The sequence below is a fragment of the Desulfuromusa ferrireducens genome (genome assembly GCF_055389805.1).
Genome location: NZ_AP042415.1, coordinates 1,742,032 through 1,763,318 on the forward strand (window position 1 = coordinate 1,742,032; position 21,287 = coordinate 1,763,318).

At 50.0% G+C, this 21,287-nt stretch carries 23 protein-coding genes; 15 read left to right on the plus strand and 8 right to left on the minus strand.

The features are described from left to right. Nucleotides 1-125 precede the first annotated feature (125 nt). The 9 genes from queF (at nucleotide 126) to ACZ5PT_RS07885 (ending at nucleotide 8,484) form a co-directional block, all read left to right on the plus strand. A complete protein-coding gene (gene queF, locus ACZ5PT_RS07845) occupies nucleotides 126-956 on the plus strand; it encodes an NADPH-dependent 7-cyano-7-deazaguanine reductase QueF (RefSeq protein WP_464266259.1) in 831 nt (276 codons plus the stop codon). Between the two features lie 62 nt (nucleotides 957-1,018). Beyond that, a complete protein-coding gene (locus ACZ5PT_RS07850) occupies nucleotides 1,019-2,260 on the plus strand; it encodes a hypothetical protein (RefSeq protein WP_464266260.1) in 1,242 nt (413 codons plus the stop codon). A 243-nt stretch (nucleotides 2,261-2,503) separates the two neighbouring features. After that, on the plus strand, nucleotides 2,504-3,193 hold the full coding sequence (locus ACZ5PT_RS07855; protein ID WP_464266261.1) for a FadR/GntR family transcriptional regulator: 690 nt from the start codon (nucleotides 2,504-2,506) through the stop codon (nucleotides 3,191-3,193). 117 nt (nucleotides 3,194-3,310) lie between these two features. Beyond that, nucleotides 3,311-4,375 (plus strand): MBL fold metallo-hydrolase, encoded by a 1,065-nt coding sequence (locus tag ACZ5PT_RS07860; RefSeq protein ID WP_464266262.1) that lies wholly within the window; start codon nucleotides 3,311-3,313, stop codon nucleotides 4,373-4,375. Nucleotides 4,376-4,445: 70 nt separating this feature from the next. Next, the gene (locus tag ACZ5PT_RS07865) at nucleotides 4,446-5,639 is read left to right on the plus strand and encodes a hypothetical protein (RefSeq protein WP_464266263.1); all 1,194 of its coding nucleotides are present in this window, start codon (nucleotides 4,446-4,448) and stop codon (nucleotides 5,637-5,639) included. Continuing rightward, nucleotides 5,640-5,939 (plus strand): hypothetical protein, encoded by a 300-nt coding sequence (locus tag ACZ5PT_RS07870; protein ID WP_464266264.1) that lies wholly within the window; start codon nucleotides 5,640-5,642, stop codon nucleotides 5,937-5,939. It begins immediately after the preceding gene. After that, nucleotides 5,936-6,664: a hypothetical protein gene (locus tag ACZ5PT_RS07875; protein WP_464266265.1), complete on the plus strand. Its 729-nt coding sequence runs from the start codon at nucleotides 5,936-5,938 to the stop codon at nucleotides 6,662-6,664. Before ACZ5PT_RS07870 ends, ACZ5PT_RS07875 begins: the two co-directional genes overlap by 4 nt. Before the next feature lie 11 nt (nucleotides 6,665-6,675). Then, nucleotides 6,676-6,969, plus strand: coding sequence for a hypothetical protein (locus ACZ5PT_RS07880; protein ID WP_464266266.1), 294 nt, complete (start codon nucleotides 6,676-6,678; stop codon nucleotides 6,967-6,969). Nucleotides 6,970-7,209: 240 nt separating this feature from the next. Next, on the plus strand, nucleotides 7,210-8,484 hold the full coding sequence (locus tag ACZ5PT_RS07885) for a nickel-dependent lactate racemase family protein (protein ID WP_464266267.1): 1,275 nt from the start codon (nucleotides 7,210-7,212) through the stop codon (nucleotides 8,482-8,484). Nucleotides 8,485-8,646: 162 nt separating this feature from the next. Here the strand turns inward: ACZ5PT_RS07885 and ACZ5PT_RS07890 are convergent, their stop codons facing one another. Further along, nucleotides 8,647-10,104, minus strand: coding sequence for an FAD-dependent oxidoreductase (locus ACZ5PT_RS07890; RefSeq protein ID WP_464266268.1), 1,458 nt, complete (start codon nucleotides 10,102-10,104; stop codon nucleotides 8,647-8,649). Nucleotides 10,105-10,264: 160 nt separating this feature from the next. After that, nucleotides 10,265-10,753 carry a universal stress protein gene (locus tag ACZ5PT_RS07895; RefSeq protein WP_464266269.1) on the minus strand — a complete coding sequence of 163 codons (489 nt, stop codon included), beginning with the start codon at nucleotides 10,751-10,753 and terminating at the stop codon, nucleotides 10,265-10,267. 169 nt (nucleotides 10,754-10,922) lie between these two features. Here ACZ5PT_RS07895 and ACZ5PT_RS07900 point away from each other — a divergent pair, with 169 nt between their 5' ends. The 3 genes from ACZ5PT_RS07900 (at nucleotide 10,923) to ACZ5PT_RS07910 (ending at nucleotide 12,365) form a co-directional block, all read left to right on the plus strand. After that, nucleotides 10,923-11,297 (plus strand): rhodanese-like domain-containing protein, encoded by a 375-nt coding sequence (locus tag ACZ5PT_RS07900; RefSeq protein ID WP_464266270.1) that lies wholly within the window; start codon nucleotides 10,923-10,925, stop codon nucleotides 11,295-11,297. 132 nt (nucleotides 11,298-11,429) lie between these two features. Beyond that, entirely contained in the window at nucleotides 11,430-11,648 is a 219-nt protein-coding gene (locus ACZ5PT_RS07905; protein WP_464266271.1) for a DUF3553 domain-containing protein, read from the plus strand. A gap of 219 nt (nucleotides 11,649-11,867) precedes the next feature. After that, a complete protein-coding gene (locus ACZ5PT_RS07910) occupies nucleotides 11,868-12,365 on the plus strand; it encodes a hypothetical protein (RefSeq protein ID WP_464266272.1) in 498 nt (165 codons plus the stop codon). A 193-nt stretch (nucleotides 12,366-12,558) separates the two neighbouring features. Here ACZ5PT_RS07910 and ACZ5PT_RS07915 read toward each other — a convergent pair whose 3' ends face one another. Together ACZ5PT_RS07915 and ACZ5PT_RS07920 are read right to left on the minus strand one after the other, a co-directional pair. After that, nucleotides 12,559-13,197 (minus strand): NapC/NirT family cytochrome c, encoded by a 639-nt coding sequence (locus ACZ5PT_RS07915; protein WP_464266273.1) that lies wholly within the window; start codon nucleotides 13,195-13,197, stop codon nucleotides 12,559-12,561. An 89-nt stretch (nucleotides 13,198-13,286) separates the two neighbouring features. After that, nucleotides 13,287-14,567: a multiheme c-type cytochrome gene (locus ACZ5PT_RS07920; RefSeq protein WP_464266274.1), complete on the minus strand. Its 1,281-nt coding sequence runs from the start codon at nucleotides 14,565-14,567 to the stop codon at nucleotides 13,287-13,289. Between the two features lie 274 nt (nucleotides 14,568-14,841). Between ACZ5PT_RS07920 and ACZ5PT_RS07925 the strand changes: the two genes are divergently transcribed. The 3 genes from ACZ5PT_RS07925 to ACZ5PT_RS07935 all read left to right on the plus strand — a co-directional run bounded on the left by ACZ5PT_RS07925 (nucleotide 14,842) and on the right by ACZ5PT_RS07935 (nucleotide 17,990). Then, complete coding sequence (locus ACZ5PT_RS07925; RefSeq protein ID WP_464266275.1) at nucleotides 14,842-16,308, plus strand: sensor histidine kinase; 1,467 nt, start codon at nucleotides 14,842-14,844, stop codon at nucleotides 16,306-16,308. After that, a complete protein-coding gene (locus ACZ5PT_RS07930) occupies nucleotides 16,286-16,927 on the plus strand; it encodes a response regulator (protein ID WP_464266276.1) in 642 nt (213 codons plus the stop codon). The genes ACZ5PT_RS07925 and ACZ5PT_RS07930 overlap by 23 nt, the downstream gene beginning before the upstream one ends. Nucleotides 16,928-17,315: 388 nt before the next feature. Next, complete coding sequence (locus ACZ5PT_RS07935) at nucleotides 17,316-17,990, plus strand: PEP-CTERM sorting domain-containing protein (protein WP_464266277.1); 675 nt, start codon at nucleotides 17,316-17,318, stop codon at nucleotides 17,988-17,990. 79 nt (nucleotides 17,991-18,069) lie between these two features. On the opposite strand, the gene ACZ5PT_RS07940 is transcribed toward ACZ5PT_RS07935, so the two are convergent. The 4 genes from ACZ5PT_RS07940 to ACZ5PT_RS07955 form a co-directional block, all read right to left on the minus strand. Beyond that, on the minus strand, nucleotides 18,070-18,297 hold the full coding sequence (locus tag ACZ5PT_RS07940) for a DUF1232 domain-containing protein (RefSeq protein WP_464266278.1): 228 nt from the start codon (nucleotides 18,295-18,297) through the stop codon (nucleotides 18,070-18,072). A 36-nt stretch (nucleotides 18,298-18,333) separates the two neighbouring features. Continuing rightward, complete coding sequence (locus ACZ5PT_RS07945; RefSeq protein WP_464266279.1) at nucleotides 18,334-19,386, minus strand: CNNM domain-containing protein; 1,053 nt, start codon at nucleotides 19,384-19,386, stop codon at nucleotides 18,334-18,336. A 43-nt stretch (nucleotides 19,387-19,429) separates the two neighbouring features. Further along, complete coding sequence (locus ACZ5PT_RS07950) at nucleotides 19,430-19,786, minus strand: dioxygenase family protein (protein WP_464266280.1); 357 nt, start codon at nucleotides 19,784-19,786, stop codon at nucleotides 19,430-19,432. Nucleotides 19,787-19,999: 213 nt separating this feature from the next. Next, a complete protein-coding gene (locus ACZ5PT_RS07955) occupies nucleotides 20,000-21,235 on the minus strand; it encodes an LL-diaminopimelate aminotransferase (protein WP_464266281.1) in 1,236 nt (411 codons plus the stop codon). Nucleotides 21,236-21,287 lie beyond the last annotated feature (52 nt).

A 21,287-nucleotide genomic window follows, 5' to 3' on the forward strand; every position in this document is an offset into this window, starting at 1 on the left:
GCTGCATTCCGGTTTGAATTGGTCTGACCAGAATTAGCCGCAGATCATATCAGTATTTTTTGCCAAGTGGTATATTTTTTCCTGGCTGTTACAAAGGGAAACCCTCTTTTTTAAGGTTTAAGTTGATGCGCGATTACGAAGCCAGTTTGCCATTAGGTAAATCCACCGAATATGTTTCGCAATATGATCCGCAACTGCTTTGTCCCTTTCCCCGGCAGGTCAAGCGCGATGTCATCGGCGTGACCGGCGAGCTGCCGTTTGGCGGCTACGATATCTGGAACGCTTTCGAGCTGTCCTGGCTCAATCAAAAAGGCAAGCCGATTGTGGCGATGGGCGAGTTTCATGTCCCCTGCGAAACGGCCAACTTGATCGAATCGAAATCATTTAAACTCTATCTGAATTCCTTCAACCAGACCCGTTTAAAGGGCTTTGCCGACGCTGAACAGCGGATGGTGACCGACCTGTCGCAGGCCGCTGGCGGGAAGGTTCGGGTGCGACTGTTGGACAGTGATCAGTTTGCTACCGAGCAGTTGCAGTCTTTGCCGGGCGAGTGTATCGACGGACTGGATATCGAAGTGGATGACTACTCTCTCGATCCGTCGTTATTGGAGGGTGGCGTTGATCCGTTGAATATTGTTGATGAGCAACTCTATAGCCATCTGCTGAAGAGCAACTGTCTGGTGACCAATCAGCCCGATTGGGGCAGCGTGCTGATCCGCTATCGCGGTGGCAAGATTGACCGCGAAGCGTTGTTACGCTACCTGATTTCCTTCCGCCAGCACAACGAGTTCCACGAGCAATGCGTCGAACGGATTTTTGTTGATTTGCTGCGCTACTGCCAGCCGGAAAAGTTAACCGTTTATGCCCGCTACACCCGCCGCGGTGGTCTGGACATCAACCCGTTCCGTTCCAATTACGAGGTGCGGATCGCTAATTTGCGGACGGCGCGGCAGTAAGTGCATCGGCCAGGTTTGTTGTCGTCGATTAAGTATCAATGACTGGTTTTGGGAAGGTTGAGATGGCAGAAGAAAAATTAACTTCCGCAGCAATGACTTTAAAACGTATGGATATGCTGGTTTGGCGGATGGATCTTGCAGCGCGGGTTTTTGAAAACCTGAATGATTTTTCCGGGAGTATTTTGTGCCAGGAAAATTTTCGGTTTTTTAAAGATGCGGAATACATGAAAAATATGCTGCTGCCGGAAGATCAGTCAACGGTTAATCGGGCTGTCTTAAAAATTAAAGAGAGGCTCCCTGTTCAGGCGGTTTTCAGGATTCATGATGGCAAGGAGTTGCACTGGTTCAAGCTGACCGGTTGGCCGACCGACAGTCACAAGTATTATGAAGGAACGGTAGAGGATATCAGCTGTCATGTAGGGCAGATGCAGAATTTGTTTGCTGGACAGGGGCAACGGTTGTTTGCTGTCGAGGAAACAGGGTATCCGGTTGCGATTTTTTCCAGCCGGAATCATCTGTTGGTCAAGTGCAATGATAGCTTTAAAAATCTTCTCGGCATGACATTGCCGAATAAAATCAAATACCCCTTGGCCGATATTATCAGTTCGGATGTGCGGTTGCCGCTGTTGTTTGAGCATCTGTTGCTTAAGGGGAGGGTGGCTGAAGAATTGTCACTCATATCTGAAAAAGGGCAGAGCACCCGCGCCAAATGCATGCTCGAACTGTTTTCTTACGGTGCTGAAGATCTGATCCGGCTCGCGGTGATTGAGCTTATTGATGAGCAGGGCGTTGAAAAAGAGGGCAAGGTCAGCCCAAAGGCGCCGGCGGTCAAGGCGCTGTGTGATAAGCTCGGGGAATCGAGGACAATTGATGAGATGCTGTTGGCAATTTATGCCGAGCAGGAGCTTTTTCCAGACATGGGAGTCGCAATCTTCTCTGATATTTACGCGAAAAAAAATAAAGCTATTGCCTATGCGCAGGGGGCTTTTCTGGAAAATTTACGCGAAGGGCAGCAATTTCCCTATAGCGGAACAATAGCCGAGCATATCGAAAAAGAAAATCTTGAATACCTTATTATGGATGACACTCATTCCAGCATCAAGGCGATCGACTGGGTGTTATTTGTGCCGAACGGGATTCGCTCCTACATTGCCAAGGCGCTTTATGTGCGTGGAGCAATGCGAACGGTTATTATTCTCTGCTCTGAAAAAAAACAGGCTTTCAGTGAAAATCAAATAAGAGATTTAACGGATATTGCATCGGCATTTCATCAGCGGCTGAAGAAAATCAGAAAAGTTAGTTGATAAAAACGCTTTCAGTTTTTTTGAGCGCCAGTCTCGTGTCAACGGGCTGGCGTTTTTTTTTGTTTTGGTGGTTAGGTATTGATTACAAAGCTGGTTGCTGTTGGTTTGCGTATTTACTGGTAAATTATCACATAAAACAAAATTTATTATTATGGAGCCGCTTAAGAAATATACTTGCATTTTGTTGGTATATTGATAAGAATTGGTACTACCAAAAAAACAGTGTTCTGCGTTGAGGTTTATATGTCAGCTTTGCATGTCGTGTTAAATGAAATAGCTATTTTGGCCCTGGGAGAAGGCGATCGTTTGCCTTCTGAACGGGTTCTTGCCGAAAGGTGTGTTTTAAGCCGGACCAGTATTCGTAATGCACTCAAAGAGCTGCAGGCCCGCAGTATTCTCGCATCCAGAGAGCGTAGCGGTTACTACCTCGCATCAAGTTTTGCACTTCAGCAGGCGTTAAGTGGTAAAGGCAAAACTTGGGACTTGCAGAGAATTCTACAGTTAATAGAAGCAAGAAATTTTGTTGAGCCACCAGTTGCAGCGATGTCGGCGATCGAGATTGTGGATGATAATTTGTGGCGACTGGAACAGTGTCTTGTTGATATGGGAAAGGCGACAGTTGGGGATAGTGCAGAACAGCTCGCGAGTTGCCACAACCTTTTTTTCACCATTTGCCAAGATAACTACGTCAATCAGGAATTTGTTCGCATGCTTGACGAGGTCAGGATTCCTTTGGGTTTCCTGGTGAGTGTTTTGAGACAGATATCCGAGATTGAAAAAAATCGTTTCTTTGCTGACCACGTCAATCTGTTTCAAGCCTTAAAACAACAAAATGCTGAGACTGTACAAGGGATTATAGAGCAACTTAATAATCGAATCGCGGACTTTTTTAGAGATTATTCTGGTGCTGTGTTTTCTGAACGGAGGGTTTGAACTCTCTTTTGATATTGCCTGCAAGGAAGAGGCAGATACCTGAATGAATAAAGATACGTGTTCTTGTTTCAAGGAAGTTAAATGAGGGGTAACACTAACATTAGAGAGGAGACACGAATGGAAAGGCGTAAGTTTCTCAAGGCATTAGGCGCTACTGCTGCGGGTATTGGTGCAGCGGCAACAATTGGGGCTCCAACCAAGGCTTTTGCTCGGAGCAAGGAAGACATTGGAGAGTGTAAGAGCCTGAAGATCACGGTTCTGTCCGAAACCAGCTGGTTCGACAATGCCCAGTTCAAAAAAGACATCGTTGACAATGGTGGTGCCAGTACCAGCCAGTATGACATTCCCTGGGATCCAAAGAACGCAGGAGGTTATGCCACTTTGCTGGAAATTGAGCAGCTTGACGGCACCGTCAATAAACTGTTGCTCGATACCGGCTGGAGTAACGAGTGGATGGATTATGTCTTCGATCGTCATGGCATCGACAAGATGATCAAGTCGGGCGAAATTGATACCATGGTTCTCAGTCACTGGCACCTCGACCACTACTGGGGCATCGAGTCCACTCTCAAGCACAACGACAAGATCACTATCTATGCTCCTGAAACCAGCTACCCGGAGGACGATAAACTGCTGGCCGGCGGCAAGCTCGAAGCTAAAGGTGTTCTGCTCGCAAAGAACGACGTACCGCACAAGGGCAAGCTGATCAAGACCAATTCAAAAGAGTTTTATAAGCTGATGCCTGGTGTTGCTATTAAAGAATTTGATGTGCCGATTCTGCTGCGGGTTCGTGGTGAGAATATCATCTACGTGAACGTTAAGGGCAAGGGCATTGTGACCGTCACCGGTTGCTGTCACCCAGGTCTGTTGACTCTCTATTCGACCGCTCGTCGCCAGATCAAAGGTGGTGAGAATATCTATGGTTGTTACGGTGGGTTGCACATCTCCCTGTTTGAAAACTGGGATCCGAAGATGGACGATATCATCAAGGGAGCCAAGGCTTTCAACCCGAAAAAGATGGGTTGTAACCACTGTACCGGTTGGGTGTTTGCCGAGAACGCAGCCAAAGCTGGTCTGCCGATCGTCAAGGGAACCGATACCTTCAAGACATATCCGAGGGTGTCTGCTGTGGCAAAGGACAATAATGTCTTCCTGACCAATGGGGATACGATTGTCTTTTAATTGATCGGAGCGGCGCAATGCCTGCTGTGTTGCGCCGCTCTGAGTTTTTGCCCTCAAAAGAGGTGTCACTATGCCCACAACAAAAAATAATTACCTCTATGGCTTAATTGCGTTTTTTGTCATGGTTGTTGTCAACTTCGCACTTTGGCGATTATTCTTTGCTCCAACAAACGGGGTTTTTAAACTGTTTACCCCGATGTACGGCTTGTCACTCGCGGCATTCTATTTTTACTCCGTTATGGTTGTGTCTGATGTCTTTGGCTATCAGAACGACTCCGGGACTACCAGCAAAGGTCTCGGTATGCTGGGAGCATCGCTGGCTTTCTTTTATGTTGTTTACTATGTGTTTTTCTGGAACATCCTTGGCAGATTTGGGATTACTTATTTCAGCCCTCAGGCCTTGATCGCTTCTGGCGGGACCGGTCTGGAAATGTGGAATGCCCGGGAGAACTCATCACTGGCTATCCTTTATGTCGTGACCGCAATGATCTTTGTCACGACCATCTGGAACGCCGGTTTTGGTAACTCCCCCTGGGATGGTGTCAAGCAATCGGTGATCGGAATCAGTAAGTTTTTTACCACTGCCTTTATCGGCACGATAGTGTATGCAATTTCCTTCCATCCAAATGTCACCGCCCTGTTCGTTCCGAAGCAGATTTTTGCTGGAGTACTGCCTTGGTGGGAAGACGCAGCAATGACTTCTAGTTCTTTTTATCACCTCGGTTGGATGTTCAGCGGTCTGTTTTTGGTCATGTTCCTGATCGATTGCATGGATGGATACCCCTTCAACCTGTTCCGTAAAGAAGATCAGTCCGGTTCCTGGGTCGGGGCAGTGGTGGCTCTTGCCATTACCGTTATCGGCGGTTTCATCTTCATGTATATCGCCGAAGCAATTATGACTTACTACTGGTATGAGCCTTTCACTGGTGGCAATTACACTGATGATCCGCGTTTCCGGCATTTGCATACGGCCGAAATTGGTGCTTTCTTCATGCTGGCGCTGATGATCGTCAAGGTGTTTTTCAACAATGTTTTCCAGATGAAAAACATGTGGCTGACTGCAGCAGTTCGGTTAGTTGTCGTTGTCGTTGTTGGCTTGGCTCTTTACTGGTTTTACTACAGTGAAGTTCCTGGGCCGGTTTATGTTGACCGGGTTCCCGGGCTCGGCAACATGGATGCTACTTCGCTCTGCTGGACCATCATGTCGATGGCGTTAATTATGGTTTATGACAAGTTTTTCAACGCTTTTCCAATCCGGAAATAAATGATGAGACGACGTGAGTTTTTTAGAGCTTCTCTGGATGAAACGATCCGTGCTGCGCAAAAAGGTTTTCTCAACTTACAGGAAACCTTCAGTTCGGTCAGTGATTCGGTAGAGCAAGCGCTGGATGGTGATACCCCTGGGTCGGGTGAATTTTTTGACTCGTATGAAATGAGTTACTCTTTGACTCTGGCTTACCCTCGAGAAATGTTCGAGCAGATGGCAAGAGAACAGGATATGCCCTACGAAGGGGTGGAAACAATTGAAATCGCTAAAGAACTCTGTAGTAGGGGCGTATTATGAGTCGTATCGACGCATACAGCGCGAGTAGAAACCTGGTCGAAAATGCCTTCAGTCATCTGACTTGGTATGAAGATGTTTGCGGATTGGCAGGTTTTAAAGGGATAAGTCAGGTCTGGAAAGAAGAACCAGCTTGGTATTTCTGGCAGAAACAGGTCAAGGGGGCTTTCCTGCTGCGTCTGCACGCAGATGAATCTCTGGGGCAGAACCACTACCTCAGCCTGTCTTTACATTATTTTCCACAGACTGATGAGAGCGAATATCAAAATCTGTCAGATGCGGAAAAAGACCTGCTGGCTGACACGTCACTTTTTGATGGTGAGACCAATACTCCCCAGTATGAGGCGTTTGAACAATTTGTGACGGCCTTTGTTGTTGCAGAGATCGGTTGTGTGGTCGATGCGGATAATAATCTGCAAGTTCTGCTCTACAGTACCGAGCAGGAAGAACGTCATCCTGTTTATCGATTTATCGATCTGTTTGTGACCACCTTGAACTTTCAAAGTAAGCGCCATCACCAGCAGGTTTATGTTTTACAGGATGGAGGACTGACAACACAGTTTCTCAGTTATTCCGAAGCAGGTTTCAATCAGTTTCTTGAATCATTTGAGCTTGAAACTTCACAACTAAAGACCGTTATCCCGAACGCACAAATAAAATTATGGAAACATGCCGCCCAGTTAGAGGCTGTCTGCTCTGTGAATGGTGCCTGTAGTTGTAGTCACTAAAGGAGATATTTATGAAAAGAATTTTGTTGGTTACGCTCTGTATTTTCACTCTGATGGTCGCCAGTAGTTATGCACTGAGCGCCCAAGAACAAATGAACGGCTACAAGTTGAATAACAAATATTGCACCTCCTGTCACGACTCAGTGGCGGACCCTGAAAAAACGGGCTTTACCAGGGATACTTGGCATCTGATTTTAAACAACATGCATAAACATGGGTTAGAAAAGCTATCGGTGGAAGAGAACGGTGCCTTGGTCGATTATTTTTACACGATCAGAAAAGGTCACGAAAGAGAGGCTGGGTAGGTTTTAATTTTTGAGGATTAAACCGGCCCCCCCCATTTTGTTTCAAATACATGACAGTCTCAGCTTGGAAACAGGTTGGGGCTGTTTTGCGTAGTGCGCTAGGTGACGTCTCGGTCCGTCTGTTCAGCAAAATTTATAAGGATAGATGACAACTCCCTTTTTGACAGGATATTTGCCCATTGAAAGAAGGGGCTTGCCGGTTATTCCGCTATACTTGGGAAAAGAACTGGGGAGGATTTTATGCACATCAATCTCAAGTATGGTGAAGAGGGTCTGGAGCTGGAGTTTCCTCAAACGTCTAACTTTGTCGGTGTCCTTTATCCCGAAGAGGCCGAGGTTTTACCGGTGCCGGAGGATGTTGTTCTGCAGTCACTTTCCCGGCCGATTGAATCCGAGCCGCTCAAAGAATTGGCCCGGGGAAAAACTGACGCGGTTATTGTCATAAGTGATATTACCCGACCGGTACCGAACGCCATGCTGCTACCGATTATCATTCAGCATCTGGAAGCGGCGGGCATCCCCTCCACAAAGATCACCATTCTGATTGCCACCGGAATCCATCGACCTAACGAGGGGCAGGAGTTGGAACGCCTGGTCGGCAAAAATATTGCCTCCTCCTACCGGATTATCAACCACTTTTCCAAAAATCAGCAAGACATGGTTCTGGTTGGACAGATTGGTGATGGGGTTCCGGCCCTGGTGAACAAACATTATCTTGCTGCCGATCTGAAAATTCTGACCGGTTTCATTGAGCCGCACATGTGGGCCGGTTTCTCCGGTGGGCGCAAGTCGATTCTGCCGGGGATCTCGTCGGTGAAAACCCTGGAATTTATGCATGGACCGGAGATGGTGGCCCATCCGCAGACCCGTTACGGCATATTAGAGGGGAATCCATTCCACGAAGCAGGTCTGGCCATCATGGAACAGGCTGGGGCTGATTTCATCGTCAACGTCACCCTTGACAGCAGCAAGAAGGTGACCGGAGTTTTTTCCGGCCACCCAGTCAAGGCCCATCTGGCCGGGGTTGAGTTTCTCTCCCGCCATTGTGTCCGGACCCTGGATGAGCCACTCGATTTTGTGGTAACCACCAATGCTGGGGCTCCGCTCGACTGCAACCTGTATCAGACCGCCAAGGGGATCTCGGGCGTGGCCGGAGCAACTCGAGACGGCGGGGTGATCCTGATCGCCACCGAATGTCTGGAAGGATTCGGCAGCGAAGAATACCGTGCGGTTTTCGAGCATGCCACCACGCCGCAGGCGTTTATTGAAAAGCTGATGAAGAAGGAATTCTTTCTCCCTGACCAGTGGTGTGCCCAAGAGACTTACCAAGTGATGCTGAAGAATGAAATCTGGGTACATACCCAAGGGATCGATGCCGACACCTTGAAACGGTTTCATTTTAAACCGGTGCCAAACATCAGCCAAGCCATTGCGGAACTGCTCGACCGATTCGGTCAGGATGCCCGCTGGGCGATTGTGCCAGATGGGCCGTTGTTGATTCTCAAGCTCAATTAATGACCCTGAAAAAAGGTGATTATCAAGGTTCGCAATCTGCTCAGCACCTCCGGTTCGCAACTCCCTGACCATCTCCGCGGGGCTCTGGCCAAAATGTAGACGGCCCAACCTGAGCTTAAATGGTTGGGCCGTTTTCCCTGATGTGCTGGCATGGGCTCCTGCTTAGTCTGGAAATAGTTCCATAATTTCCGGCAACTCTGGTAGTTGCGTTTCTTTTTCGATCGCCTCTTTCAATATCCCGGCCAGGCTGGTGTCACCGAACAGGGCTGCGCCGACCAGATGATTGTCGCGGCAGACCAGACCGCAGTATTTGTCTCCATCGCACTTTTCCAGCAGCCGACAACTGGCATCCGCGAGGCTGAGTTGACCGACGCTGAACAGGTCGGCAGCGACCACCTTGATACGGGTCGTCATCGACAGACCGGAAAACTCGGCACTGCCACCGGAGGCGTTGATCCCGGCGACAGCTCCTTGGGCGTAGCTGGCCGGCCAGATGCCGTAGAGTTTACCGTCGTGCTCGGCAATGTCGCCGGCGGCGAAGATATTGGGATCGCTGGTGGTCATTCGGTCGTCAACCAACAGTCCGTTTTTTACCTTCAGCTGTGCTTGTCGTGCCAGACAACTGTTGGGCCGTACCCCGGCGGAAATGACCGCCATGGCCGCTGGGATTTCCCGGCCATCGGCGAGAATTACGCTGTGTAGATGCTCATCGCCAGCCAGTTCCTGAATGGTCACGCCGCAGTGCACGCTGATCCCCATCCCTTCCAGCTTGGCTTGCAGCAGTTCGCCGGCGGTTTTTGGTAACTGGCGCGGCATCAGCCAGGGATGACCTTCCAGAACTGTGACTTTGGCTCCCTGTCGGGCCAGCGCAGCAGCAGTTTCCAAGCCGAGCAGACCGCCACCGATACAGACGCAGTTTACTCCCGCTTGCAGTCGTTCGAGAATATGCCGGGCATCACCAATGGTGCGCAAAGTCCGGACCCCGTTGCGAGTCGCGCCGGGGATCGGCGGCACAAAGGGGTGTGAGCCGTTGGCCAGAATCAGGCGATCGTAACCGAAGCTGCGGCCGTCGCGCAATGTGACCTGCTTTTGCTGCCGATCGATCTGCAGCGCTTCGCCTTCGATCAGGGTGATCTTGCGTTCGGCAAACCAATCGTCAGTCTGCATCGGTAGCTCGGCTTCACCGACTTCACCGGCCAGAAAGCGAGTCAGGTTGAGACGATAGTAGGGGACGCCGGGCTCTTTGCTGATCAGGGTGATGTCGACCTCAGCCAGGCATTTACGTGCTTCTTCGGCAGCGGTCAGGCCGGCGATTCCGCCACCTAAAACGAGGATTTTTTCGATACCGGCCGTGCCACAAAAAGAGGCCTCTTCTGTCAGCGCAGCAAACAGATTGCTGGCGGCACCGCAAACCTTGCAGAATTGTGGTGGCTCACTGCCATTCTCAACATGATCGCAGATGGTGCAGCGCCAGCGCTCGGCGGTCGGCTTTGCTGCTGTGGTGGTGGTAAGCGCCAGCAGCGAAAAATGGTCCTGATCGGCACCGCACAGAACACAGCTTCCGGGGGCGTTCTCTCCTTGATGGGTATAACCGCAAACATCACATTTCCAGGTTTTCATACGGGTCCTATTTTTGACAAAGGTTTATGGCTCGGTGAGTCAATCTCACTGGCAGTCAATCGTTGCAGGTTTGTTTTTGCTCGTCAGACTCGCCGGAGTGGAAGGCAGCGCAGAGTGGCAGGTTTTACGCTATGCGGTCGATGTTTGTTGCATTTTTCTGCTACTTCGGTAGCGGAATAACAAAAACCGGTTTGAGCGATTTGTTCAATAATTTCTCGGCAACGCTGCCGAGGAAGGCGTGCTCCAAAGCCCCTTTACTGTGGGTTCCCATGACGATGACATCTGCATTTTGTCGCGCGGCCGCTTCGAGAATACAAGTAACCGGGTTGCCGATGGCAATTGAAGCGCCAGCAAAGCGTTGCTGGTCTTCGGGGAAGTCAGCCAGCTCTGCTTTGGCAAAGGCCTCCAATTCCTTTTTTAGGACATCGTGGGCTTCCTGTTCATGCGTTTGTTCGAACTCTTCCAGCCGCTCTTGCCCCATGATCGCCGAAAGGTAACTGCGCATGCTGGTGTCAACCTGCGGAACAACATGCAGCAGATGGATTTTGGCGTCGTTCAACCGGCCGAGCATAACCGCATGCTTGAAGGCGTTGTCGGAATTGGGAGTAAAATCCGTTGCAACCAGAATGTTTTCATAGGTCGGCAGCATAGTTCTCCTCCTTTTTGCAGTGCACGGCAAAGAAACCTGTTTGGTTTGACGGTTGCTGATCTGTTTCGGTTAATTCTAGCCGATTTTTCTCAGGATGCATTTACATGAGCGGCGCACTGCTATTAATATTGTAATCTGAATATTAATAGTTCTCTACCAAGGAGCAATTGTGCAAAGAACGTTCAAGCAAATGAATAATCAGGAACTGGTTCTGTTGCAGCAGCAGGGCGGCGCGCTGGTCGATATCCGCCGGGCAGAGGAATGGGCGCTGACCGGCGTTGTTGCCGGGAGCTTGCTGCTGACTTTTTTTTCTCACGATGGTCAGAGTGATCCAGCTGACTGGCTGTTGCGGTTAAATCGACAGGTTCCGGCCGAACAGCCAGTGGGACTGATCTGCCGCAGTGGTTATCGGACCTCCCTGGTCGGCGAGTTTCTGCTTGAAACGACGCAGAGGCGGGATGTTTACCATCTGAGCGAAGGGATTCTCGGCTGGTTGGCAGCGGGTCGGGCGGTTACCGATGTTGTAAAATCGCAATCCGACTGATTTGAAGAAACTTTTAACTATCTAAAAAATAGAGGAAAATTCTTTGTTCCCTGTTTGACTTCCCGGATAAAGGCGCTATTCGTTATTAGGTTGTCGGTTGTTTTAATGAATCTGTTGATCCGGGAGGTAGCGATGGAATATTTCCACGGAGACCGGGTCCGTATCCTCGGCAAACCAGAATGGGGCCCAGGTTTTATCCAGGGGAAGTGTAAGAACGGCAAGGTGAAAGTGTCTTTTGAGCAGGCCGGGAAAAAAACCTTATGTTTGCAATATGCCAAATTGATGAAGGTTTCGCTGCGTGATCTGGATTGGTTGGAAGAGCGTGTCCGGCACGAATGGACAAGTCGCTAGGAAACAGGTTGTCGGAATCTTAGCGCACCAATGCTGTCGATTGATCTCAGGGGATTTGCGCACAGCACTCGCGTAAATGTCCTTGCGGCCTCTCAATGTCTTGTTTTGCCTTCACTGAGCCACCCAGGGTTTTCGACCCCCTTGCAGAATTGCTTTGCTTGAATGACGGCTTGCGTCTACGTTAAAATCGGACCTAAGTGATAATTCAAGGAGTTCTTTATGCTGAACCACCGAGCGCTGATTCTCTGTTCGATTCTTTTCTCTGTTCTGTTGTTTTCTGGATGTCAGGCGACCTCGGGCTTTTATAAGGGAGCAAAGGCCGACCGGAAAACGATTGTTCCCCTCCATGCGGCGGCGATGAGCGGAGAACGGCATTGGCGGGATCTTTATGTAAAGGTCGATTACCACATAGCAGCGCAGAATAATAAATTGAACATAACGGGTGGTTTTTCTTTTGCCGACTATCCGCAAATCAATCTGGCGAGAGTTTACGACTTTAAGCTGAAGTTATTCCTTCTGAACACCGACCATGTTGTCCTCGATTATGTCGATTTAGCTCGAGCTGTAGGTGGTTCTCTGGAGCAAAAGGTTTTATTTGATTCCGACATGGATCTTTCACCCGCGGTTGTGGCGGTCAGTTTCGGCTATGAAGGTGAATTTATAACTGAAACTGGAGCGCGTGAGAGCGTTTGGAACCTGCCGAAAAAATCGTATTGATCAGATTGTTTTTATACACCCATTTTTTTGTCGCACCGTTGCAGCGCAAAAGAATCTGGATTGAAAAAAACAACAACGGGGTGATAGCCTAAGCTGTCGCCCCGTTTTTTTGAGTGCCTGTTCCAGGAAAAGAGGGACAGGTCGATATTAGGTGCTCTTGTAGATGTCTTTTAGACAGAAAAGCATAGGGTCATCAGTTCTCTCCCTTCGGCCGTAGCCCTGGCTCCTCCAGAGATTCCAGATCAAAGAAACGGCTCTTGCTTCTGACCACCGGTCGCGTATGACAACTTTCACAGTTGGTCAGTGCGCCGACTTTAAGGTGACAGGAAATGCAGTTCTTTTCCCTTGGCCGCATCATCTCTGTTTCAAAGCCCAGCGTGCCGTGAATGGCATCTTGATGACAATCGGTGCATAGCAACTGCTCTTTGACGACATGCTGTTCGTGGTTCATCCGGATGGCTTCCGTTTCATCCCGCAGTTTTTCTGCCGGGTGACAATGCAAGCATGATTTGAGTCTGGCCGGATTCCGCTCGAAGGCAAAGACGGTACTGTGCGTGGTCGTATCTTTCAGGAAAGAAGTCAGGTAGCTAATCCCATCAATATGGGCTTTCAGTTCACCTATAAAACCAGGTTCGGAATGACAGGTGATACATTTTACATCTTTATGCGAAGACTGCTGCCAGGTGGCACCCCTGGTTGACATTTGATGACATTTGTAAGCGCAGAATTCATCTGAACCGACATATATGTAGCCTGTCGTCCCGCCAGCTATGATAACGACACCGAGAATCAGCAGGAGCACTAGTGGTAATTTTTTAACTTGTTTACTCATGTGTCTCCCTCGATCTTAGAAAAGTTTGGTGTATTCCCTAGCGTCCATCCGGGCTCTCCGAATGGACGCTAACCAGGGTCACGATGGAACTATTTGTATTTATCCCAACTTTTCTTTTTGATCGAATCAATAACTCTTGCCAGGTCTGCAGGCTTGTCGTCTTTATGGTAATGACAGAGGTTGCAGGCATTGGCTTGCTTGGCGCCAAGCTCAACGGTTTTATGCGGCAGGATCACCTGGAAATTATGGGATTTAATATCCCCAGCAGTTGCACTTTTGGCCACCGGGGCCATATGGCAACCTACGCAGTCATTGGTACTGTGAATGCCGTGGACGCCAGTTTTGGCGACATCAATATGACAGTTCTTGCACAAGAACGATCCCGGGAGTTTGGTCTGGAAGGCGTTGGAGGTTCCTTGGCGATGGACATAGTGGCAGTCCCAACACATGACGCCGGTCTCAAAGTGTTTACTCTGTTTGTAGTCAATATACTGTTGGTGATGCTGCCGTGACGAACCGTCCGGGTTCAGACCTGGTTTTTCGTCATAGGCAAAATTAAGATTGCCGCCGACTTCGTAATCATGTGGGTAGCCGGTTTTCTGCGCACCGAGAAATTCTGTCGTGCTGCTGCCGCGGGTATGGCACTGACCGCAGACCATCGCGGCACGGTTTTTATCATAAATTTTCGCCGGATTGACAATCGTCGTGATCAGGTCTTTGCCTTCAGCTTTGATATGGTTGCTGCCGGGGCCGTGACATGCTTCACAGGCAACGCCTTTATCTGCCCACATGGTTCCACTGAAGGTATTGGTATTCTTGTCATAAGCAAATTGCGTCCCGGTATTGTGACAGCCAGAACATTTGAATTGATAGGTACGGCCTTTATCGCTCCAGTATTTTCCATCACCTGGCTTCTGTTTTTTCAGGCCATGATAGTCAACCCACTCCTGGCTTTTGACGTTCCACTGGACAGGGAGGATATGCAGCCCGCCGTTCGGGAATTCGGTGACAAAGCGCTGCTTCCAGACCGAGCCGATCGTGTATTTTGCCTTATAGGTATGCTCTTGGCCGTCCGGACCTATGGTCGTGATAAAGTAGTCATTGCCTTTTCTGGCCATTTTTGAGGTGTAGTCGCCAGTTTTCAAGGTGTTGTTTTTGTTGAAATCAGCAACCACCTTATCGGGAGATATCTCCTGGAACTTGTACGGGTGAACTGTGGTTTTCCAACCTTCAAAGGTTCTTTCATGGCACTCTCGACATTTTTCCGCACCAACATAGGTTGCGTCGTTTTGGCTGTAGCAAGGATTGATCGCCATAAACAACAACGACATTGAAATAACGGTAAATCCTAAAGCAATTTTTTTGATCATAGCGCTCCCCATTGATAGGTTATTAATACCTGCCGAGCCAGAGACTTTTCTCATGTTTCTGAGGATAGGGCTAAAAATGGAAGGCTTCCAGATGAAAGAAATTCACAAAACAACGATCCCCTGTGAAGTTTACTTCACAGGTCTTGTATAGCTATCCGTATTTACTAGGATAACTATCGTGAATGGGGGGGGGAATTGAAAAAACTTTTTTCTTCTCGGTTGCAGGTGCTAGGTTTCTGCTCCGCTTATTTTGCCGAATACCCTCCGGTGCGCTATGCTTAGCCACATGCCAGCCGATTTTCTTATCTTTCTTCTCTATCTTTTCTATGGAATGGCATTTTTTGCCATCGGCGTTTCAATTACCTCGCGCGATACCCGGGCCAGTCATCTGAAAATAGCCGGGATTCTATGGCTGTTCGCCCTGTTTGCTTACAGCCATGCCTTCCATGAATGGTTTGAGCTTTATCAGAACCTGCCTTTTTTGACCTTTCCGGAACGTTTTGCTCCGCTGATCTACAGTTTGAAATTACTCTTGGTTCTGGTTTCCTTTATTTTTTTACTGGCCTTCGGAGTTCGGGTGCTGCGCTTGGCTTTCCCGGAACGGCGGAAAATTTTCAATATACTGCCGATTCCATTGGCTGTTTTGCTGCTGCTGGTGGTTCTCTCTTATCTATCGGAGTCTAGTGTCGAGGGTTATTCCTTTATTGATGACTACTCCTTTATCAATGCTCGTGTTCGCAATTTCATCGGCCTGCCGGGGGCATTTTTCTCCGGGATCGGCTTACTCTACTACTCACGTACGTTGATAAATATCAGCGACAAAGGGGCGCGAAATTTTGCCGGGGCCGGCTATGCCTTGATGCTTTACGGCATCTTGACCGGGGTGGTCCCCTCCGGCGCTCATTTGCCCCTGCTGAACTTACCGATCGAACTGTTCCGCGGCTTATCGGCTTTTGTTATCCTGCATTTTTTCATGCACGCCCTGTATATCTTTGACGAAGAGCGCCGCCTGCTGATCGAAGAACGACTGGTCCGCTTCGCCAAAGCTGAAAAGCTGCATGCGTTAGGCAAGCTGGCTTTCGGCATCGCGCATGAAATCAATAATCCCTTGACCAATGTTTCGATGACCGTAGAGCTGTTACAGGCAGAGCTAGCGGGGACACTGGAGTCTGAGCGGACGAAAAAGCGCTTTGCTACGATTGAGCGGAACCTTGTCCGTGCTTCTAATATAGCCAGAGAGCTGCTCGCTTTTTCGCCGGAGAAAGAAACCCAGTTTGCACCAACGTCCATCAATAAGGTGCTTGAAAGTACTTTGGATCTGCTCGGCGCGCGGCGCAAAGTTTATCGGATTGACTGCGATTTTTTCCCGGTTGCGGCGATCTCCGGCATCCCCTGGAAATTAGAAGAGGTTTTTCTGAATGTCCTGGTTAATGCCATGGATGCGAGCCCGGAAGGGGGGACCATTGCGATTCGCACCCGTCAGGAGGATCAGCAGGTTATTGTTGATATCTGTGATCGCGGCAGTGGTATTCCGGCCGAGCAACTCGGCCTGGTTCTGGATCCCTTTTTCACCACCAAGGCCGTCGGCCAGGGAACCGGGTTGGGGCTTTCGATTTGCTATGGAATTATGGAATTGCACGGCGGACAGATTGAGTTAAGCAGTGAGGTTGGACAAGGAACAACGGTTCGACTTATTTTCCCCCGAGGAGAGGCTATAGATGACAAAAATTTTGGTTGTTGATGATGATCAGGACCTGCGCGAAAATCTGGTTGAGGTGCTGAGCGATGCCGGATTTTCCCTCGCTGCTGCGGGCAACGGCGAGACCGCACTTGCGGCTCTGGAGCAGGAAGACTTTGATCTGGTGTTGCTCGATTCCATTATGCCGGTTATGGGCGGACTGGAGGCATTGCCACAGATCAAGCGGAGTCATCCAAAAGCGAAGGTCATCATGCTGACCGCTTTTTCCACGGTTGATAGTGCTGTCGAGGCAATGCGTAAGGGGGCGGATGATTATATTGCCAAGCCGTTCAAGATTGCTGATCTGCTGGTGGCAGTGCGCAGGGCGCTTGAAGAAGCCCGCTTTGCCCACTGTGGTGAAATTCTTAATATGGATAAAATGTTCAAGTGTCTAGCCAACGAAACGCGGCGCAAAACCCTTCAGTTATTAAAAGTGGAAGGCAGTATGCGTTTTATGGATATCGCCCGGCGGCTCGAGATCGAAGACCATACCAAGGTCAATTTCCACCTGAAAATTCTAAAAGATGCCGGGTTGTTAGATAGGGATAATAAAAAACAATACCTGCTTTCATCTAAAGGGGAAAAAATCATCTCCTGTTTGTCGACCCTGTCGTCCACTTGAGTAGCCCGATAGCGTAAAGATCGGCTTTGTCTTTCACCAAAAATCCGCCTTCAGCGTTGCGACATTCCCCTGTGAGGTTCGGCCTTCCCATCTTCCGATCATCTCTTGCTTAGCAAAAGAAAAGACTGCTTCGATTTCGGAGCAGTCTTTTCTGAGGTCGATTGCAACGTCGAGCGATGGTTGGCTACTTGTCTTTGGCAACAGTGAAAAGGTCGGCAATATTATAGGTGGCCCATAGTGTAGGTGTCGGAAAAGCTTACACTGTTCTTGTGCTATTAGCGTCGGAATTTATTCGCTAGGAATTCTAGGTAGTTGTGTTTGGCCTTGATTTTGCATTCTAATTAGTCACGTAGATAGTTAACCCTCAGGCAAAATTGAGGAGGCCAAGATGAAAAGAATAGTAACCTTACTGCTGCTGCTGATATTTGTTGCTACTTCATCAGTATGGGCAATTTCCATCGTTGCCGATACTGCAAATTCAACTGAAGCCCTGGGGGATTACTCGGGGTCGTTCAGTTACTCTTTTACCAGTTCGACAATAGCAAAAGTGATCGTCGAATTAACCAACGATTCGCCAGCCGCTAACGGTGGCTATCTGGTTGCTTTTGCGTTTAACACTCCTGGCGACAGTGTTTCTGGTGTCAGTCTGGCTTCAACCTCGGCATCATTTACTACCTTGCTGGGAGGGAGCAGTTTTGACGACTCGGTTCCCGCCAGTCCGTTTGGCGATTTCGATCTGGGCGGAGCTTCGTCAAGCTCGTGGATAGGAGGCGGCAGTCCGACCGGAGGGATTGCGGTCGCAGATATCGAAACCTTTACCTTCAGTCTGACCGGCAGTGGGTTGGATCTTCTGACGGAGTCTGATTTTATTGATACCTTGTCAGAGGATTCGAGCTCCGGGCAAAATTATTGGTTTGCTGCCCGCTTCCGGGGTTTTGACGACGATGGCAGCGACAAGGTTCCTGCTGTTCCTGCTCCTGTTCCTGAACCAGGAACATTGATTCTGCTCGGTGCCGGGTTGTTTGGACTGGCTGTTTATCGGCGCAAGCGTCAAAACGCTTAAAGAATATATCACTGGGATTTTGTTCGAGAAAAGGCAGGGTCAATTATGGTCCTGCCTTTTTAGTTCGTAGTCATCGCCGCTATTTGATGGTGATATCGTTGTCGTCCTTTTCCCCGCGACGAAAAAAGTCGGGCAGCTCAAAGCCAAAATATTTCAGACACATCAACAGCCCGGCAACCGCTGCCGCTTCGTCGAGATTGCCGATCAGTGGCAGGTTATCGGGGATCAGTTCGAAAATCCCCGCCGTAGGGTTGAGAATGTAAAGCAGGCAGAATACACCGAGCAGGATAATGCCGAGTTTTTTCATGGGGTCCTCTTCGCTTAATGGGTTGATGCGAAAACTTTACAGGTCGTCGAGATCCAAGTCCATCTCTTTGGCCCGGCGCCGCCACAGGCGGCGGGCAAGTTGCTGCATATCGACCTCATCATCCCCTTCATCGACAATCTCCAGCCCGAGGACGGTTTCGATTAAATCTTCCAAGGTCAGCAGCCCTTTGAGTCCACCATATTCATCGACCACCAGCATGATATGGGCACGCAGTCGGATGAATTCGTCAAACGCCTGCGACAGAGACATCTTGGCCAACAATGCCGGCAGCGCGCGGCAATATTTACTTAAGGGGCTGTCGCTGTTGCCGCGTGCCTGAGCCAGCAGCAGATCGCTGCGCAGGACGAAACCGGTGACCGCATCCTGATTCTCTGCATAGATTGGAATCCGCGAAAAACGAATCTGGTCGTACTTGTGAAAGAATTCCTCAACGCGCAAGGTTTCCGGCAGTGAGAAAACCACCGTGCGCGGCGTCATCGCGTCGGCAATCTCGGTTTTGCGCAGCCGTAGCAGGTTCTTCAGGATGATCGATTCCTGTTGTCCCAACTGACCTTCCTTGGCGCTCAATTCAGCCATGGCGACAAATTCCTTGCGGCTGAACCCGGTCAAGTTTGGCGTATGAGTCAAGCCTCTGGTGAGCAGTTCGGAGAGTTTGACAAACGGGTAGAGCAACCAGATCAGTCCCTTCAGGCTAATCGCGGTCACCGGGGCCAGTTGTCGCCAGTAATGGGCACCGAGGGTTTTCGGGATAATCTCGGAAAAAATCAGGATCAGCAGGGTTAAAATGACCGAAGCGATGCCGAGGTAAGCATTGCCGAAAACCTTTGTCGCTTGAGCTCCAGCACCAGCGGCACCGACGGTGTGGGCGATGGTGTTGAGGGTCAGGATCGCCGCCAACGGTTTGTTGATGTTGGCCTTTAGGTTGCGCAACAGTCGGCCCGATTTTTTGCCGTCTTTTTCCAGTAATGCGATGTGGGCGGTGGTGACACTTAGGATAACCGCTTCGGCAATCGAGCAGAGGAAGGAGAAGACCAGGGCGATCAGGATGTAAGTGATCAGTAGTAGCATGTCAGTCCGATGTTTGAGTGTTGGTCATGAACTTTTAGCCTAGTCAGTTTTCAGGCGTGAGAATCAGGTCGAAGGTTGCAGACGAGGATTTTTTTCGTAGATAGTGTTGGGTTACCAGCGTCTGAAAACCGGCGGCCGAAACCCGGATGTGAATATGCGGCGGCCGGCTATAATATTCGGCCGGAAAATCGGTTTCAAGCTGGTAGTACCCTGCTTTGCCAGTAATAACTGCAGCCCGGTGAGCATCATCGTAACGGCCGTTGACTCCCGCTTGCCAGAATTCTATCAGCGGCGCAGCGATCGGTGTGCAATCCACAGCCGATTTTACCGTGCCGGTGAGCAAATAGCCTGCACCGATCTTTGAGCGCAGCGGTGCTCCTGGACGGTAGAAGGGGCCCATCTCGTCTTCCTGAGTTGGTTGGCATTTGAATTGCGCCGCGGATGGGCCGTTCGGCATCGCTAGCAATAGAGCCAAAAGAATCAGTAACAAACGCATAACCATAGGATGATTATAGCGGATTCCGCGGCCGCGGCAGAAATTCTCCTGTTAATCTAGGGGGCATAAAAAAAGGGCGACCGAATGGCCGCCCTTTTTGAATTTTCAGCAAAGCAATTACTTGCCCCACTTCTCCCGAATCCGCGCAACTGCGGTTTCTACATTGGCGCGTTCGCCGAAGGCGGAAAGGCGGAAGTAGCCTTCGCCGCTTGGGCCGAAGCCGCTGCCGGGGGTGCCGACGACGAAGCACTCGTTAAGCAGCTTGTCGAAGAAATCCCAGCTGGTCATCCCCTCCGGGGTTTTCAGCCAGATATAGGGAGCGTTGACGCCGCCGAAGCATTCAATGCCGGCGGCGGTTAAGCCTTCGCGGATGATCGTGGCGTTGGCCATGTAGTAGTCGATGATCTCCTTGACCTGCGCCCAGCCTTCGTCGCTGTAGACAGCGGCGGCAGCCTTTTGTACCGGGTAGGAGACGCCGTTGAACTTGGTGCACTGGCGGCGGTTCCAGAGCTTGTTAAAGCTGTACTTCTCACCGCTTTCGGTCGTGCCCATCAGCGCTTCCGGCACGACGGTCAAGCCACAGCGTACGCCTGTAAAGCCAGCGGTCTTGGAGAAGGAACGGAACTCGATGGCGCACTGCTTAGCACCTTCAATTTCGTAGATCGAGTGGGGGATGTCAGCTTCGGTGATAAAGGCCTCGTAGGCCGCGTCGAAGAGGATTACGGCATCGTTCGCGATGGCGTAATCGACCCAGGCTTTAAGCTGCTCTTTTGTCGCAACGGTGCCGGTCGGGTTGTTCGGGAAGCAGAGATAGATGACATCGACCTTTTCGCTCGGGAAGGCCGGGGCAAAACCGTTCTCCTCGGTGCAGGGCATGTAGACCAGGCCCTCGTAGTAGCCTTTATCATCGACCTGACCGCTGCGACCGACCATGACGTTGGTGTCGTTGTAGACCGGGTAGACAGGATCGCCGATAGCCACTTTGTTGCCGAGGTCAAAGATGTCGAGGATGTTGGCGCTGTCGCATTTGGAACCATCGGAGATGAAGACTTCGCTGGTCTTTAGTTCGACGCCGAGCGGCTTATAGGCCTTGTCGATGATCACCTGCGAAAGCCAATCGTAGCCTTGCTCTGGGCCGTAGCCGTGAAAGCTGTCGCCCTTGGCCATGTCGTCAACGCCATCGTGGAAGGCCTTGAGGACGGCTGGAACCAGCGGCTTGGTGACATCGCCGATGCCGAGACGAATAATGCTGGCATCGGGGTTGGCGGTGGTGAACTCGTTGATGCGGCGGCTGATTTCCGGGAAGAGGTAGCCTGCCTGCAGTTTTAGATAGTTGTCGTTAATACGGGCCATATCAGTTGTCTCCTGAAATTATTGATCGGTCAATTGTGCAAAAGGCGACCTT